The 15,720-nt window shown below is 66.3% G+C and carries 15 protein-coding genes; 2 read left to right on the top strand and 13 right to left on the bottom strand.

What is annotated here, in order from left to right:
* Window positions 1-60: 60 nt before the first annotated feature.
* Complete coding sequence (gene cyaY, locus ACF8O7_RS12635; RefSeq protein ID WP_017406663.1) at window positions 61-399, bottom strand: iron donor protein CyaY; 339 nt, start codon at window positions 397-399, stop codon at window positions 61-63.
* A gap of 12 nt (window positions 400-411) precedes the next feature.
* Between cyaY and ACF8O7_RS12640 the strand changes: the two genes are divergently transcribed.
* A complete protein-coding gene (locus ACF8O7_RS12640) occupies window positions 412-693 on the top strand; it encodes a lipoprotein (protein ID WP_082254145.1) in 282 nt (93 codons plus the stop codon).
* A 91-nt stretch (window positions 694-784) separates the two neighbouring features.
* A complete protein-coding gene (locus ACF8O7_RS12645; protein WP_012207382.1) occupies window positions 785-1,612 on the top strand; it encodes an MBL fold metallo-hydrolase in 828 nt (275 codons plus the stop codon).
* Here the strand turns inward: ACF8O7_RS12645 and ACF8O7_RS12650 are convergent.
* From ACF8O7_RS12650 to ACF8O7_RS12705, 12 genes are all read right to left on the bottom strand, one after another.
* A complete protein-coding gene (locus ACF8O7_RS12650; protein ID WP_026062808.1) occupies window positions 1,609-2,229 on the bottom strand; it encodes a sulfite oxidase heme-binding subunit YedZ in 621 nt (206 codons plus the stop codon). The genes ACF8O7_RS12645 and ACF8O7_RS12650 overlap by 4 nt on opposite strands.
* A gap of 13 nt (window positions 2,230-2,242) precedes the next feature.
* Window positions 2,243-3,223 carry a protein-methionine-sulfoxide reductase catalytic subunit MsrP gene (gene msrP, locus ACF8O7_RS12655; RefSeq protein ID WP_016445533.1) on the bottom strand — a complete coding sequence of 327 codons (981 nt, stop codon included), beginning with the start codon at window positions 3,221-3,223 and terminating at the stop codon, window positions 2,243-2,245.
* Window positions 3,224-3,415: 192 nt separating this feature from the next.
* On the bottom strand, window positions 3,416-4,753 hold the full coding sequence (ccsB, locus tag ACF8O7_RS12660; RefSeq protein WP_126310923.1) for a c-type cytochrome biogenesis protein CcsB: 1,338 nt from the start codon (window positions 4,751-4,753) through the stop codon (window positions 3,416-3,418).
* Window positions 4,750-6,933 (bottom strand): cytochrome c biogenesis protein ResB, encoded by a 2,184-nt coding sequence (locus tag ACF8O7_RS12665; protein WP_047326511.1) that lies wholly within the window; start codon window positions 6,931-6,933, stop codon window positions 4,750-4,752. Before ACF8O7_RS12665 ends, ccsB begins: the two co-directional genes overlap by 4 nt.
* Window positions 6,934-7,072: 139 nt before the next feature.
* Complete coding sequence (locus ACF8O7_RS12670; protein ID WP_016445530.1) at window positions 7,073-7,723, bottom strand: cytochrome c; 651 nt, start codon at window positions 7,721-7,723, stop codon at window positions 7,073-7,075.
* A gap of 279 nt (window positions 7,724-8,002) precedes the next feature.
* Window positions 8,003-8,935 carry an AraC family transcriptional regulator gene (locus ACF8O7_RS12675; protein ID WP_016445529.1) on the bottom strand — a complete coding sequence of 311 codons (933 nt, stop codon included), beginning with the start codon at window positions 8,933-8,935 and terminating at the stop codon, window positions 8,003-8,005.
* 62 nt (window positions 8,936-8,997) lie between these two features.
* Window positions 8,998-9,966 (bottom strand): carbohydrate kinase, encoded by a 969-nt coding sequence (locus ACF8O7_RS12680; RefSeq protein WP_016445528.1) that lies wholly within the window; start codon window positions 9,964-9,966, stop codon window positions 8,998-9,000.
* Between the two features lies 1 nt (window position 9,967).
* The gene (gene dalD / locus ACF8O7_RS12685; protein ID WP_280047515.1) at window positions 9,968-11,407 is read right to left on the bottom strand and encodes a D-arabinitol 4-dehydrogenase; all 1,440 of its coding nucleotides are present in this window, start codon (window positions 11,405-11,407) and stop codon (window positions 9,968-9,970) included.
* A 62-nt stretch (window positions 11,408-11,469) separates the two neighbouring features.
* Complete coding sequence (locus ACF8O7_RS12690) at window positions 11,470-12,522, bottom strand: ABC transporter ATP-binding protein (protein WP_034364836.1); 1,053 nt, start codon at window positions 12,520-12,522, stop codon at window positions 11,470-11,472.
* A 23-nt stretch (window positions 12,523-12,545) separates the two neighbouring features.
* Window positions 12,546-13,367: a carbohydrate ABC transporter permease gene (locus ACF8O7_RS12695; RefSeq protein WP_026062016.1), complete on the bottom strand. Its 822-nt coding sequence runs from the start codon at window positions 13,365-13,367 to the stop codon at window positions 12,546-12,548.
* A gap of 4 nt (window positions 13,368-13,371) precedes the next feature.
* Entirely contained in the window at window positions 13,372-14,229 is an 858-nt protein-coding gene (locus ACF8O7_RS12700; protein WP_034364838.1) for a carbohydrate ABC transporter permease, read from the bottom strand.
* 35 nt (window positions 14,230-14,264) lie between these two features.
* Entirely contained in the window at window positions 14,265-15,575 is a 1,311-nt protein-coding gene (locus tag ACF8O7_RS12705; protein ID WP_046238830.1) for a sugar ABC transporter substrate-binding protein, read from the bottom strand.
* Between the last annotated feature and the right edge of the window lie 145 nt (window positions 15,576-15,720).

Below are 15,720 nucleotides of genomic sequence, written 5' to 3' on the forward strand. Positions count from 1 at the left end.
CACGCAAGAAAGCCCGGCCATGCCGGGCTTTTCTTTTGGAGCCAGCCGAAAGCCGGGGTCTCAGCGTGCCGAGAACTGCAGCGCCAGGCCCGATTGCTCGGTGGCGTAGCGGCTCAGGTTGGCGAAGAACTCGCCCGCGCCCTTGGTATCGAGCCAGGCGCCCTGCGACGCGTCGTAGCGGTAGTGGAAGCCGCCGGCCTTGGCGGCCAGCCAGATCTCATGCAGCGGCTTTTGCTGGTTGATCACGATCTGGCTGCGGTTGGCAAAGACCAGGGTCACCATGCCTCCCACGCGCTGGGCATCGAGGTCGGCATCGGTTTCATCGTTGATGCGATCGCAGTCTTGCTCCACCGCCAGCAGCAGTCGTTCGGCAAGGTCCAGAAATTCTTGGTCGGTCATTACAATTCGCTTATGTTGAAAGCCTCGCAAATTCTAGTCAGGTGCATTGCCCTTGGGGCCTGTGCGGCGTCCCTTGCGGCCTGTGGGCAGAAGGGGCCTCTGTTCCTGCCCAGCTCGCCAGCCGCCAGCCACCGCGCCACGCTGCCGCAGACCCTGGGCATCTCCAGCCCGGCCGAGCGGGCAACGCCCGCACCGGCGCCCACCACCTTGCCGACCGGCCCCTCCAATGCAGCCGTCGAGGAAAGCTCCACGCCCACGGGCGCCTCGGACTCCCGCAGGCCACAGGCCGACTGACGCGGCAGCCGCACTGCGGCTTGATGCACGTCAACCCCGCTGCATGGCATGGCGCTTAGAGTGACCGCATCTTGTCCCTCGACAACCCGCCATGCCCGTAGAGCTTTACCGAGACAAAAACCACGCCTGCCTGATGTTCACCGACCTCATCGAGGAAGATGGACAGGCCATCCAGGCCAACCAGTTCCTCATCGTCGATGACGACACGGGCGCCATCATCGATCCGGGCGGCAATCTCGCGTTCAACGAGCTGTTCATGGGCATGTCTCGGCATTTCGCGCCGCACAAGCTTTCCTATCTGATTGCCTCCCACGCCGATCCCGACATCATTGCCTCGCTGGATCGCTGGATGACCAGCACCAAGGCCCAGTTGGTGATCTCGCGCATCTGGGAGCGCTTTGCGCCCCACTTCACCAAGGTCGGCAAGACCGAGAACCGCGTGATCGGCGTGCCGGACGCCGGCGGCCGGCTGCCGCTGGGCCGCCATGAGCTGCACCTGCTGCCCGCCCACTTCCTGCATGCCGAGGGCAACTTCCACTTCTACGACCCGGTCAGCCGCATCCTTTTTACGGGCGACCTCGGCGTGTCCCTGATGAACGGCATCGAGGCACAGGTGCCGGTGACCGATCTGGTGCCGCACATCGCGCGCATGGAAGGCTTTCACCGCCGCTACATGGTCTCCAACAAGATCCTGCGGCTGTGGGTGCAGATGGCGCGCCAGCTGCCCATCGACATGATCGTGCCCCAGCACGGCGCGCCCATCATGGGCGCCAAGGCGATTGCCGACCTGTTCAACTGGCTGGAAGGCCTGCAGTGCGGCATTGATCTGTTCGACCAGCGCAACTACCAGTTGCCCATGGCGGACATCGACCCCGTCACCCGCCAGCTGCGCCCTGCCCTGCGCGCCGTCGCCGGCTAGCTTCTGGCGCGCCGGCGGCGCAGTGCATGGGCCACACGCCAGCCCAGCAGCAGCGCAAGAATGGCGGCGTATACGCCGACCTCGGCGAAGTTGTTCTTGCCCGCGCGCATCCAGAAGAAATGCAGCAGGGCCAGCGGCGCCACCGCATAAATGCAGCGGTGCAGCCATTGCCAGCGCTTTGCGCCCATGGCCCGGAGCACACGGTGCGGCGATGTGGCGGCAAGCGCGGTCAGCAAGAGCAGGGCCGCAAAGCCCACGAGGATGAACGGGCGTTTGGGGATGTCGAGCACGATCTCGCCCCAGTCCAGCCCCATGTCGAACCACGCATAGCACAGCAGGTGCAGCACGGCGTAGAAGAACACATACAGGCCCAGCATGCGCCGAAAGCGCGCCAGCGCCGTCAGCCCCAGCGCCTGGCGCAGCGGTGTCACGGCCAGCACCACGCAAAGAAAGCGCAGCGTCCAGTCGCCCGTGGAGCGCAGCAGGGCCTCGGCCGGATTGGCGCCAAGAGTGTTCAGGATGGCTCCGGCCAGCAGCCACGCAAACGGCAACAGGCACACAAGAAACACCAGCGGCTTGGCCGCCCGGTGCAGCAAAAGGCGCTGTAACACCGTCATTGCATGGGCCGCATCAATAGAACTTCTTCAGATCCATGCCCGTGTAGAGCTGGCCGACCTGGGCTTCGTAGCCGTTGAACAGCAGCGTCTTGCGCTTCTTGGCGAACAGGCCATCCTCGCCAATGCGCCGCTCCGTGGCCTGGCTCCAGCGCGGGTGCGGCACGTCCGGATTCACATTGGAATAAAAGCCGTACTCGTTGCGCGCCGCCTTGTTCCAGGCCGTGCCCGGCTCCTTGTCGGTCAGGCGGATGGCGACGATGCTCTTGGCGCTCTTGAAGCCGTATTTCCACGGCACGACCAGCCGCACGGGCGCGCCATTCTGGTTGGGAAGCACTTCGCCATACATGCCGAAGGCCAGCAGCGTCAGCGGGTGCATGGCTTCATCAAGGCGCAGCCCCTCGGTGTAAGGCCAGTCCAGCACGCCGCTGCGCAGGCCCGGCATCTGCGCCTTGTCGGCCAGGGTCACGAATTCCACGTACTTGGCACTGCCCAGCGGCTGCACCTTGCGCAGCAGCTCGGCCAGGGAATAGCCGACCCAGGGAATCACCATGGACCAGCCTTCCACGCAGCGCAGCCGGTAGATGCGCTCTTCCAGCGGTGCGAGCTTGAGCAGCGCATCCAGGTCCAGTGTCTGCGGCTGCTGGACCAGGCCTTCGATCTTCACTGTCCACGGCCGCGTCTTGAGCGTGTGGGCGTTCTTGGCAGGATCGTCCTTGTCCAGGCCGAATTCGTAGAAGTTGTTGTACTGCGACGCATCGGCATAGGCGGTGACGCGCTCCATGGAGTTCGCACCCGGCACCTGCGAAGGCACGGAAGCCAGCGCCGCCAGCTTGCCGGGGCGCTGCACGCCTGCCGCCCAGCCTGGCAAGGCGGCACCGGCCGAACCTGCGGCCAGGTACTGCAGCCAGGCCCGGCGCTGCAGGTAGCTCGCCCGGGGCGTGATTTCGCTGCCTTGCGGATGTTGGAAGCCGTTGTCGTGGGAGCGGATCAGCATGGGAATCTCCGAAAGTGCCTGCTGCGGCAGGGGTGCCGGGCGGCATGACGATTGGGAGCCTTGCAGGCCCGCGCAAGTTCCATGCTACGCCCCAGCCTCAACTGCCATGAAAAAGAGCCGGATACAAAAAGGGCTGCATGCGCGCCGGCGCATGCAGCCCTTTGTTCGGCGGCGGTCCGAATCAGCAGCGGATCACAGCTCGCCGTAGCTGTGCAGTCCCGACAGGAACATGTTCACGCCCAGGAAGGCGAAGGTGGTGATGGCCAGCCCGCCCAGCGCCCACCAGGCGGACACGGTGCCGCGCAGCCCCTTGACCAGGCGCATGTGCAGCCAGGCCGCGTAGTTGAGCCAGACGATCAGCGCCCAGGTCTCCTTGGGGTCCCAGCTCCAGTAGCCGCCCCAGGCCTCGGCCGCCCACAGCGCGCCCAGCACGGTGGCGATGGTGAAGAAGGCAAAGCCCACGGCGATGGACTTGTACATCACATCGTCCAGCAGCTCGAAGCTGGGCAGCCGCTCGGCGATGCGCTTGCGCGCCAGCAGGATGCCGGCCACGATCAGCGCCGAGACGCCGAAGTACACCATCCAGTAGCTGCCGCCGTTGTCGGTCGCACCCTTGCGGAAAACGATGGGCTCGAAGCACAGCACCACGCCCAGCATCCACAGCGGGGCGAGCTTGTACCAGCGCGTCTCCGCGGCCTGCTGCTTGATGAGGTAGGCGAAGGAGACCATGGCAGCCAGCGCGAAGGTGCCGTAGCCGATGAAGTTGGCCGGCACATGCAGCTTCATCCACCAGCTCTTGAGCGCCGGCACCAGGGGCTGGATCTCGTGCGCCTCGCGCACCAGCGTATACCACAGCAAAAAGCCCACGGCCGCGCTGACCACCAGCATCACGAAGCCACCCAGGGCGCGCGTGTCGTAGTGCTGTTCGTAGTACAGATAGAACAGCGCCGTCATCCAGCAGAACATGACGAACACTTCATAGAGGTTGCTGACCGGGATGTGCCCCACGTCAGGGCCGATCAGATAGCTCTCGTACCAGCGCACCATGGTGCCCACCAGCGCCAGCGTCACGGCCAGCCAGGCCAGGCGCGAGCCCAGCAGCGACAGCGCCGTGCCCTCGCCCCGCGCAAACATGCCGATCCAGTAGAAGACGGTGCTGATGAAGAACACCATGCTCATCCAGAGGATGGCCGACTGGCTGGACAGGAAGTACTTGAGGCCGAACACCGTGTCCGAGCGCGCCAGCTGCGCCCCCTCCGGCCCCTGGTACAGCGCAATGGCCAGCAGCGACAGCCCGGCCACCACCAGCATCAGCGCCCGCAGCGAGCGCCAGAACCAGCCCAGCCAGATGGCCGCGGGAATGGTGCCGACCAGGATGCACTTCTCGTAGACATCCATGTACTCGCCATAGCGCTGCAGCGCATAGAGCAGCCCCGCCGCCACGAGGGCCGCAAACACCCAGTCGAACCAGTTGCGGCGGGCGAAGAAGCCCTCGTTGAGCGTCAAAGTCGTCGTGGTGGCGGTGTTCATGCGGAACCTCCGGGGGGTTTCTTGTGGATGGGCTCGGCGCCTATCAGCTTGCCGGCCAGCATGGCGAATTCTCTATCACCATCGAGCGTTTTGCGATTGGTGGACAAGGCCATTTCGGCATGGCTTTGACCATCGCGGGGCGTGAGCCAGATCCAGATGCGGCGGTCGCGCACGTACAGCATGCAGAACACGCCGATGATGAGGAACAGGCAGCCCAGATAAACCACGTTCTTGCCCGGCGCACGCGCCACCTGGAACACGCTGGCCTGCACCTGCTTGAAGTCCTGCAGCATGAAGACCATGGGCACGGGGTAGAACTGCGCGTCGCTGAGCGAGAACACGGCCTGTGTCATGAAGGACTGTGTCTGCTCGCTGGGCTCCAGCGGTGCCTGGCCGGCCTGGGCCCGCACGATCTGGGCCATCTCGAACAGCACGCCATTGAGAATGCGCACCAGCACCTCGCCCGCGCGTTCACGCTCGGCCGCGGGCACATTGCTTTCCATGAAATCGGAGATGGCCTGCAGCCCGCCCAGCGGCTTGCCATCGGGACCCTTCTTGTCGGTCTGTCCCGCGAACAGCTCCAGCGCCTTGGTGGCCGACTGCGCCAGCGCACCGCTCAGCTCGGAGCGCGAGGAATCGATGGCCTTGGCCACATAGGCCCGGGCCGCCTGCTCGCGCAGTTTGGGATCCTGCAGCGCGCTGCGCAGGCGCAGGAAGGTGTCCATTTCGCTTTCTGGGTCGGCGGGAATGCGCAGATAGCGCATGGCGTCGGCCTGGTTGTCGCGCACGCCCAGCAGGAACACGCGCTGGCCGTCGCCCGTGTCCACGGGCAGCATGTAGTTCTGGAACTCGCGCGCCTGGCCCGCGGCATCGCGCAGCTTGTAGCGGATGCTGGGGCCGATGTTGCGCAGCTCCTTCTTGGTCACGGTCTTGTGGGCCGCGCCCAGGCGCTCGTCGATGGCCTGCTTCAGGTCCACCTTGCGCACATCGGTGGCGCTGCCACTGGCGCCGCCCGCACCGCCGAAGTTCTCGACGTTGATGGTGCGCAGCTCGGCAAACTCCAGCGTCAGCGCCTCGTCCTTGCCGTCGGCGAGCTTGCGCGTGAACTGGCTGGAGCCGCCAATCACGCCTTCGACATCGAAGGGCTTGGTCCCGGCCTCCAGCGGCACGGCATGCAGCTTCACCGACGAGCCGCCGTCATCAAAGCTGGACTGGTAGATCTCGATGCCGCGGTAGCTGGCCGGGTGGTTGACCTCGATGCGCTTTTCCAGCTTCTCGCCCGTGGCCTTGTCGTGGATGACGACCTCGCTGGCAAACAGCTTGGGCATGCCCGTGGAGTAGTACTCGACGATGAACTTCTTGAGCTCCACCGCAAAGGGCAGCTCCTGCAGCAGCACGCCATCGGACTGCGACAGGATGGCCGTGCCCGCCGTGCCGCCCTCGGTCACCAGCAGGTTGCCGCGGAAGGTGGGGTTGCGTTCGCTCAGCCGGTGCTGCTCGGACACCTCGGAGATCAGGCCACCGCCGGTATAAGGTGTTTTGCCTCCCAGCCACATCTGCGCACGCACGATAAGGTCACCGTCGAACAGCCCCCCCAGGCAGATCAGCACGATGGCGCCATGGGCGGCGATGTAGCCCAGCTTGTGGGCCGCGCCCGCCTTGGCCGCCAGCATCCAGCCCGTGCCGGGACCGGCCGCCGTATCGCGCTGCTGCAGCCGCACCTTCCAGCCGCCCGACACCAGCTGCTGGCCCAGGCGCCTGGCGGCTTCCTCGGTGCTGCCGGGCACCACATTCTGCGCACGGTGGCTGAAGGCCTTGAGGCTTTGCTCGCGAACGTTTTCCTTGAAATTGCGCAGATCGGCCAGGTACTTGGGCGCATGGCGTGCCACGCACAGCGAGGTGCTGATCACCAGAAAGGCCAGGATCAACAGGAACCACCAGGCGCTGTAGACCGCATTGAGCTTGAGCGCAAGAAACAGCTGGGCCCAGAACGGTCCGAACTGGTTGACGTAGTTGCCCACCGGCTCATGCTGCTTGAGCACGGTGCCGATCACCGAGGCAATGCAGATGACCGTCAGCAGCGAGATCGCAAAGCGCATCGATGCCAGCAGCTCCAGCATCGCGCGCGCGGCCTGCGGGCGGGGGGAGGCAAGAGCGGCACCGGAAGAGTTGTCTGACATGAAGAGCGAAAAACCAAAACCCGAATGAAAAAAGCGGGACCATCTGCATTCATGCGATGGACCCGCCTGGCTTGGGGCGTCTATAGGGCAATAGGTTCCCGGTGATTACCCTGGGAACCGCATCGGTTCCGGGAGCACATCAACGCAGGCCAGCGATGTAGTCTGCCACGGCCTTGATTTCGCGATCGTTAAGCTTGGCAGCAACCTGCGTCATCTGAATGCTATTGCCGCGCTTGCCGTCACGGAAGGCCGTGAGCTGGGTGGTGGTGTAGTCGGCGTGCTGGCCGGCCAGACGCGGGTACTGGGCCGGGATGCCGGCGCCGTTGGGGCTGTGGCAGCCTGCGCAGGCGGCGATGTTGCGCTCCTGGATGCCACCACGGTAGATGCGCTCGCCCATGGCCACCAGGTCCTTGTCCTTGGCAAAGCCGTCCTTGGGCTTTTGCGCATGCAGCCAGGCGGCGATGTTCTTCATGTCAGGTTCGCTGAGCATGCTGGCAAAGCCCTTCATCACCGGGTCCTTGCGCTTGTCGTCCTTGAACTCCAGCAACTGCTTGACCAGGTACTCGGGATGCTGGCCGGCCAGCTTGGGCTGGATGGGCACCGTCGAATTGCCGTCAGCCGCATGGCATGCCGCGCAGACGGCGGTGTAGCTGGCCTCGCCCTTCGCCAGATCGGCCTTGGCCGCCTTCGGCTGAGCCGGGGCAGCAGGTGCCTCGCCAGCGGAGAAAGCGGGAAAGGCGGGGGCTGCAGCAAGAATGGCAGCCGTCAGCAAAGAGGCAAGCAACTTCATATCGAGGGCGTGGTTCTGTTGTTGAAAGCGCAAAATTCGGCGGATTCTACAATGGGGCCCCCTGTGATTGATATCGTCAGGAACCCTGCTTTCGCCCCTGCGCGCAGAGGAAGACACATTCCTTGATCGTGGTCACAAACTGGCCACGGATCCGGTGCGGAACATGTGTTTTTCGCAACCCAGCATATCGATCTGTGCCAGGGCGGCAATAAGGGCTCTACCCATGTGGCGCGCAATACCACACCCCTTCTTTCCCGGATTCCAGGTCCCTCGCCCGCCTCAGCCCGCGCCGAAGCGGCTTTCGGCCTGCCTGCGGAATTCCGAGGGCGTCATCCCCTTGATTTCAAGGAAGCGCCGGTTGAAGTTGGCCAGATTGCTGAAGCCGACCTGAAAACAGATATCGGCGATGAAGCAATCGGTCTGCATGAGCAGATGGCAGGCACTGTTGATGCGCACGCGGCTGACAAAGTCGGTGAAGCTGTTGCCTGTGGCACGGCGAAAGAAACGGCTGAAGCGGCTTTCGCTCATGCCCAGTTCGGCCGCCACGTCCGCCAGGCTCAGCGGCTCGTTCACGCGCGCCATGATGCGGTTGACCACCTCGTTGATCTGGTCCACCTGGGCCTCGGCCTGCACGCCCTGCATCTGCACGGCCGACAGCAGCCGGTAGTCGGTGCATTCGGAAAGATCAGACAGCAGATCACAAAAGGCCGCGAAGCGGCGCATGCCGCGCGCACCCCGGACCGCCTCCCAGTGCACGCGCGCTGCCTCGGCCATGCCGAAGAACTCGATGCCGTGGCGCGCGCGGTCCAGCAGCTGCAGCACCTCGCGCATCTCGGGGATCTGCTCGGCCGCACGGGCAATGGGATCGTGGTTGAACAGGATGACGAGATCGCGTTCGGGCGCGCCGGCCTCGGGCACGTCGAACGATATCCAGTTGTGCGGCAGGCGCGGCCCGCACAGCACGAGATGGCCCGGCTCGAACGGCCCTATCCAGTCACCCACGAAGGCACGGCCCGAGGTGTGGGTGATGAGGTGCAGTTCGTACTCGTCATGGAAATGCCAGCGCACCAGCGGACTCGGGAAACCATGCGCCAGGCAGCGCACCAGGCCACTGCCCTCCACGTCTTCATAGCCCAGGGCAGGCGTGCGGACAAAGTCGCGCTCCAGTTCGGGATGGCGCTGGCGCGGCGGTCGGCGGCGTGTGCTGGGCATGGCAGTCGGTCAATCAGGGACGATGGAGACGGGCACAGGGCGCACGGTAACACCGGCGGCCGCTACGCCCTGTGGTGCTGCTGCGCCTGCGCAGCATCCAGGCCCGCAAGCGCGGCATCCAGCTCCGCACGCCAGGGCGGCTGGGCGCCGGCGCGCGTGCAGTTGAGCGCGGCAGCCGTGGCCGCAAAGCGCAGCACCTCGCGCCACGCGGCATCTGGCAGGGACTGCAACTGCTGCGCCTGCTCCACGCCGCGCTCAAGCAACGCCACGGACAGTGCCGCGCCAAAGGTGTCGCCCGCGCCGATGGTGTCCGCCAGCGGCACTGCAGGCGGGCGCACCGACAGCGGAGCGCGACCTGCGCGCAGCAAGGTGGCGCCCTCGGCCCCCTGCGTGAGCACCACGGCCCTGGGCCCGCGCGACAGCCAGCTCCCGGCAGCCTCCAGCACCGGCTGACCGGGCGCGATGAAGGCCGCATCCTCGTCGCTGAGCTTGACCAGGTCGGCCAGGGCCAGCCAGGCCAGGCAGTCGCGCCGGAAGGCCTGCGCATCGCGGATCAGCGTGGGACGCACATTGGGGTCGAAGACGATGAGGCGCCGACCGCGCTGCGCGGCCACCAGATCCAGGATGCGCGGCCCCGCCGGCGCATGCAGCAGCGCGATGGAGCCGAACTGCAGGATGCGGCATTCGTCCGGCAACTTCGGCAGCTCGGCAGGCGCCCACAGCGTGTCGGCCGTGCCCTGCATGTAGAAGGCATAGCGGTTGGTGTGTTCGCCGCGCTCCACAAAGGCCAGCGTGCTGGGCGCGCTGCAGCGCTGCACCAGGCGCATGTCCACGCCGTTGCGCTGCAGGTGCGCGAACAGGCGCTCGCCAAAGAGGTCCTCCGAGAGCTGCGAGACAAGGCCCGTGGCCTGCCCCAGCCGCGCCGCCGCGATGGCGCCATTGGCGGGCGCCCCGCCCTCATGGCCCTGGAAGGCCAGGCCACCCGTGGCGGTGAAATCGATCAGGGCCTCGCCCACGATGGCTATGCGCATGTCAGCTCCGCCTTGTGCATGTTTCGGTTCTGTCCACAAATGCCCGTACCCGCTCCGAGGCCCGGCGCACCGACTCCACCAACAGCGGATGGCCTGCCACCTCGCCCCACAGCAGCGGCTCGGCGCACAGCGAGGCCACGGGATCGGGCGCCACGCAGATGGCATGCGCCACCGCCGGGTCCATGGCCTGGTCCTGATACGCATAGGGCAGTGTGCCCTGGTGCCAGCGCTGCAGGAAGGCCAGGAACAGCGCTGGCAGCATGGCCGCGGCATCGATGGCGGCGTTGTCCGCCAGCCGCTCGCGCAGCGTAGGCGCGATGAAGCCGGGGATCTTGGCAAACCCATCGGCCGCCACGCGCTGGTTGGTGTCGCGCAGGGCCGCATTGCCAAAGCGCTCCAGCACCGTGTCACGGTAGGCCGGCAGGTCCAGCGGGCTGGGCCGGCCCGGTGCGCAAAGGCAGGCGATCACATCCCGGGTCACGTAGTCCCAGGCCATCTGGCGTATCGCGGGCACGGCGCAGCCTTCGTGGATATGCTCCAGGCCCGCCAGCGTCCCGGCCCAGGCGATGCAGCTGTGGCTGGCGTTGAGGATGCGGATCTTGGCCTCTTCGTAAGGCGCCACCGAGGGTACCAGCTCCACGCCCACGGTCTGCCAGGCGGGGCGCCCGGCAATGAAGCGGTCCTCGATCACCCATTGCGTGAAGCGCTCGGCCATCACCGCGGCCTCGTCGTCGCGGCCGGTGGCGGCCAGCACGCGCGCGCGCAGCTCCGGTGGCGGGCGGGGAGTGATGCGATCGACCATGGCGTTGGGGCAGCTGGTATGCCGCTGTGCCCAGTCGGCCAGCCCATGCAGCTGTGCCTGGCGCATGAAGGCCAGCAGGCCGGCGCGCAGGCGGTCGCCGTTGTGGCGCAGGTTGTCGCAGCTCAGCAGCGTGACGGGGCCGGCATCGGTGGCGCGGCGCGCCTGCAGGATGGCGCAGAGCACGCCATAGATGGTGGTCCCCGCCTCGCCCCGGCGTGCGCGCTCCAGGTCCTGCGCCAGATCGGGATGCGCGGCGTCGAGCGCTCCCTGGCCATCCAGGCAGTAACCGGCCTCGGTGACCGTGAAGGAGATGATGCGGGTGGCCGGCCGGGCGCCCCGCTGCACGACGGCGGCCAGCCCGGGCGCGTACGGAATCACCTCGCTCAAGGCATCCATCCACTGGTAGTGCACCGTGCCGTTGGGCGCAATCGTCTCCAGCGTGTAGGCACCGCCTTGTCGCACCAGGGCGTCCAGCGTCTGCGCCATGTCAGGGCGCAGGTTGGCGCCCACCAGCGCCCACTGCGTGTCGCCCGCATCCATCAATCGCTGCTGGTAGGCAGCCTGGTGCGCGCGATGGAAAGAGCCCAGCCCCAGGTGCAGCACCGTGGGGCGGGAAAGGGAGGGGGCAGTCGCGTTCATGGTGTCCCGGACAAAGGGATGGGAAGAGACGGAAAGAAGAAGGCAGGGCTCGGCCGCCAGGCTCAGCAGGCCGCCAGCGCACGGCCATCGCGGTCGAACAGATGGAGCATGCAGCCCGGGTCGAGGGACACCCTCACCCCATCGCCCACGGCCAGCGGCATGCGCTCGGTCTGGCGCGCCACCAGCGGCACGCCGGCCACATCCACATGGACCAGCGTGTCGGCACCCAAGGCTTCGATCAGGTCCACGCGCCCCTGGACGCCAGCCCCATCACTGGGACCTGCATCTGCCCGGGACAGGCGCAGCGCCTCGGGGCGTATGCCCAGCGTGCCGGCCCGCGGCAAGCGCCCCTGCGTGCTGGCCGACAGGCCCGGCACGGCATGGGCCGCCAGCAGGTTCATCGGCGGCATGCCGATGAACTGCGCGACAAAGCGGTTGGCCGGGCGGTCATAGAGCTCCAGAGGAGAGCCCACCTGCTCGATGGCGCCGTCGCGCATCACCACCACGCGGTCGGCCAGGGTCATGGCCTCCACCTGGTCGTGCGTCACATAGATGGTGGTGGCGCCCAATGCACGGTGCAGCTTGAGGATTTCCACGCGCGTGTTGCCGCGCAGCGCCGCATCCAGATTGGACAGCGGCTCGTCGAACAGGAAGACCTTGGGCTCGCGCACGATGGCGCGTCCGATGGCCACGCGCTGGCGCTGCCCGCCCGACAGCTCGCCCGGGCGGCGCTCCAGGCAGGCCGTGAGATTGAGCGTTTCTGCCGCCCGGCCGACCTTGCGCAGTATCTCCTTGCGCGGCACGCCCGCCAGGCGCAGCGCAAAGGACATGTTGTCGTACACGCTCATGTGCGGGTACAGCGCATAGCTCTGGAACACCATGGCCAGATCGCGCCGGCCCGAGGGCGCGTGCGTGATGTCGCGCCCATCGAGCAGCAGATGGCCCGCGCTGACGGACTCCAGCCCCGCGATCAGGCGCAGCAGCGTGGATTTTCCGCAGCCCGAGGGGCCGACGAAGACGATGAACTCGCCGCGCTCGATGGCGAGGTCCACGCCACGGATGATGTGCGCCTCGCCAAAGCTCTTGCGCATGTCTTGCAGTTGCAGATAGGCCATGGTTTTCTTGGTTTGAAGAGCGGCTACTTGACGGCGCCGAAGGTCATGCCCTGCACCAGTTGCTTCTGGCTGAACCAGCCGAACACCACGATGGGCGCGATGGCCAAAAGCGATGCCGCCGAGAGCCGGGCCCAGAACAGCCCCTCGGGGCTGGAGTAGGAGGCGATCAGCGTGGCCAGCGTGCCGGCGCGCGCGCTGCTGAGGTTGAGCGACCAGAAGGCCTCGTTCCAGCTCAGCACCAGACACAGCAGGCCCGTGGAGGCAATGCCGCCCAGCGCCAGCGGCAGCACCACATGGCGGAACTCGGCCCACAGGCCGGCGCCATCCATGCGCGCGGCTTCGAGGATCTCGTGCGGGATGTCCTTGAACGCGCTGTAGAGCATCCACACCATGATGGGCAGGTTGGACAGCGTGAAGACCACGGTCAGCACCGTGAGCGTGTCCAGCAGGCCGGCGCCCTGGGCCAGCACGTAGATGGGCAGCAATGCGCCCACGGCGGGCATCATCTTGGTGGACAGCATCCACATCAGCACATCGCGTGTGCGCCGCGTGCGAAAGAAGGCCATCGAATAGGCTGCGGGCACGGCGATGGCCAGGCCCGCCAGGGTGGACCCCAGGCTGGTGACCAAGGAGTTGCGTGCGTGCAGCAGGTAGTTGCTGCGCTGCTGCACCTCGCCGAAGTTGGCCAGCGTGGGCTCGAACACGAACAGCGGCGGCACGGCAATGGCCTGCAGCTCGGTCTTGAACGCGGTCAGGAACAGCCAGCCCAGCGGAAAGAACAGCAGCAGCGCCAGCGCCCAGGCCGCGGCGGCACGCAAGGCGGTGGAAAGTGAAGGGGCCGTCATGCGCTCAGTCCAGGCTCTTGCCGACGATGCGGATCAGGAAGACGGCAACGATGTTGGCCAGCACCACGGCGAACAATGCCCCCGCAGAGGCCACGCCCGCGTCGAAATGCATCAGCGACTGCTTGTAGATGAGATAGGTGAGGTTGGTGCTCTCGTTGCCCGGGCCGCCCGCCGTGGTGATGGCGATCTCCGCAAACACGCCCAGCAGGAAGATCATCTCGATCATCACCACCACCGCCATCGGTCGGGCCAGATGGGGCAGCGTGAGGTGGTGGAAACGTTGCAGGGCATTGGCGCCGTCCATGCGCGCCGCCTCCATCTGCTCGCGGTCCAGCGACTGCAGCGAGGTGATGAAGATCAGGCAGGCAAAAGGCAGCCACTGCCAGGACACCATGATGACCACGGACAGCAGCGGCACCTCGGTCAGCCAGTCCACAGGCTCCAGGCCCAGCGCCCTGCACAGGCTGGCCAGCACGCCGTAGATGGGATTCATCATCATGTGCTTCCACAGCAGCGCGTTGACGGCGGGCATCACGAAGAAGGGCGAGATCAGCAGCACGCGCACCATGCCGCGGCCCGGAAATGGCTCGTTGACCAGCAGTGCCAGCAGCACGCCCAGCACCACGGTGATCGACACCACGCTGGCCAGGAACACCAGGGTCTGGCGCACGGCGGGCATGAAGTCCGGGTCGGTGACGAAGAACTCGTAGTTGCGCAGGCCCACGAAGGGGTGGCCGCCCGGCTGCATGAGGTTGTAGTCGACGAACGAGAAATACACCGTCATCAGCAGCGGCACCAGCATCCAGCACAGCAGCACGGCCACGGCGGGAGCCATGAGCGCGCGGGGCAGCAGGCGCGTCATGGGCGCGGGGCTTGGTCGAAGCATCGAGGCAGCCATCACTTGTAGTAGCCGCTTTTCCTCATCTCGCGGTCCGCCAGGGTCTGCGAGGTCTTGAGCGCCTGCTCCACCGTGGCTTTGCCCGACAGCGCCGCACTGACTTGCTGCCCCACGGCAATGCCTATGGCCTGGAACTCGGGGATGGCCACGTACTGCACGCCGATGTAGGGTGAGCGCGGCTCGGTCGCATCGCTCAGGCTCACGCTGTCGATGGCGCTTTTCTCGGCGCCGGCAAAGTCCGCGACCTTCTGGAACTCGGCGCTCGCATAGGTGGACTGCCGCGTGCCCGTGGGAACGGCGCGCCAGCCATGCTCGCGCGCCACCAGCTGCACATACTCCTTGGAAGTGGCCCATTTGATGAAGGCCTGGGCCGCATCCACCTTCCTGGAGCTGGCGGGAATGGCCAGGTTCCAGGTCCACAGCCACGTCGCCCCCTTGGGCGTGGAGGCCACGGGAGCGGCCGCATACGCCACCTTGCCGGCCACCTTGGACTGCCGTGGATCGCCCACGAACGAGGCCGCAATGCTGGCATCGACCCAGGCCGCGCACTTGCCCTCGTTGAACAGCGCCAGGTTCTCGTTGAAGCTGTTGGCCGATGCGCCGGGCGGCCCGTAGGACTTCAGCAGCTCCACATAGAAACCCACCGCCTTCTTCCAGGCCGGTGTGTCCAGCTGCGGCTTCCATTGCATGTCGAACCACTGGCCACCGTGGGTGTTGACCATGGTGGTGACCAGGGCCATGTTGTCACCCCAGCCCGGCTTGCCGCGCAGGCAGATGCCGTAGACGCCAGCCTTGGGATCATGGGCCTTGGCGGCAAATTCCCGCACCTGCTCCCAGCTCGGCTGCGCGGGCATGGTGAAACCCGCCTTTTCGGCCAGATCACGGCGGTACATGAGCATCGATGCCTCGCCATAGAACGGCAGGGCGTGGAGCCTGCCCTCGTGCGACAGGCCCTTGCGGATGGAAGGCAGCAAGTCGTCTGCGTCATAGGCGGCATCGGTGGCAATCGGCAGCAGCCAACCATTCCTTGACCAGATCGGCACCTCGTACAGGCCCACCGTCATCACGTCGAACTGGCCGCCCTTGGTGGCGATGTCGGTGGTCACGCGCTGGCGCAGCATGCCCTCTTCCAGCGTGACCCATTTGAGCGTGATGCCGGGGTGGGCCTGCTCGAAGCGGGCAGAGAGTTTCTGCATCTCGATCATGTGGCCGTTGTTCACGGTCGCAATCACGAGTTCGGTGTCGGCCTGTGCGCCGGCGGCCGATGCGGCCACGGCCAGCGCCGCGCCCACCCTGAGCAAGCTGTGCATGTCTGTCTCCTTCGCAATGAATGCTGTGGTCTTCGCGGTCCATCCCTGCCGCTGGTGACCGATTGTGGGGACAGGCCTGCGGGTGCATTGGTACGGGCAGCCCGGCCGCTGATACTTCTATGCACATGCCTGGCTAGAGATATCC

The organism is Delftia sp. WSY_16, assembly GCF_043104415.1.
Classification (GTDB): Bacteria; Pseudomonadota; Gammaproteobacteria; order Burkholderiales; family Burkholderiaceae_C; genus Comamonas; species Comamonas tsuruhatensis.

Bases quoted from the DNA above. Each gene is read 5' to 3' on its own strand.
- ACF8O7_RS12695 (WP_026062016.1), bottom strand. From the start codon at position 13,367: ATGACGGCCCCTTCACTTTCCACCGCCTTGCGTGCCGCCGCGGCCTGG.
- ACF8O7_RS12690 (WP_034364836.1), bottom strand. From the start codon at position 12,522: ATGGCCTATCTGCAACTGCAAGACATGCGCAAGAGCTTTGGCGAGGCG.
- ACF8O7_RS12680 (WP_016445528.1), bottom strand. From the start codon at position 9,966: ATGCGCATAGCCATCGTGGGCGAGGCCCTGATCGATTTCACCGCCACG.
- ACF8O7_RS12665 (WP_047326511.1), bottom strand. From the start codon at position 6,933: ATGTCAGACAACTCTTCCGGTGCCGCTCTTGCCTCCCCCCGCCCGCAG.
- dalD (WP_280047515.1), bottom strand. From the start codon at position 11,407: ATGAACGCGACTGCCCCCTCCCTTTCCCGCCCCACGGTGCTGCACCTG.
- msrP (WP_016445533.1), bottom strand. From the start codon at position 3,223: ATGCTGATCCGCTCCCACGACAACGGCTTCCAACATCCGCAAGGCAGC.
- ACF8O7_RS12675 (WP_016445529.1), bottom strand. From the start codon at position 8,935: ATGCCCAGCACACGCCGCCGACCGCCGCGCCAGCGCCATCCCGAACTG.
- ACF8O7_RS12670 (WP_016445530.1), bottom strand. From the start codon at position 7,723: ATGAAGTTGCTTGCCTCTTTGCTGACGGCTGCCATTCTTGCTGCAGCC.
- ACF8O7_RS12705 (WP_046238830.1), bottom strand. From the start codon at position 15,575: ATGCACAGCTTGCTCAGGGTGGGCGCGGCGCTGGCCGTGGCCGCATCG.
- ACF8O7_RS12650 (WP_026062808.1), bottom strand. From the start codon at position 2,229: ATGACGGTGTTACAGCGCCTTTTGCTGCACCGGGCGGCCAAGCCGCTG.
- cyaY (WP_017406663.1), bottom strand. From the start codon at position 399: ATGACCGACCAAGAATTTCTGGACCTTGCCGAACGACTGCTGCTGGCG.
- ccsB (WP_126310923.1), bottom strand. From the start codon at position 4,753: ATGAACACCGCCACCACGACGACTTTGACGCTCAACGAGGGCTTCTTC.
- ACF8O7_RS12700 (WP_034364838.1), bottom strand. From the start codon at position 14,229: ATGACGCGCCTGCTGCCCCGCGCGCTCATGGCTCCCGCCGTGGCCGTG.
- ACF8O7_RS12640 (WP_082254145.1), top strand. From the start codon at position 412: ATGTTGAAAGCCTCGCAAATTCTAGTCAGGTGCATTGCCCTTGGGGCC.
- ACF8O7_RS12645 (WP_012207382.1), top strand. From the start codon at position 785: ATGCCCGTAGAGCTTTACCGAGACAAAAACCACGCCTGCCTGATGTTC.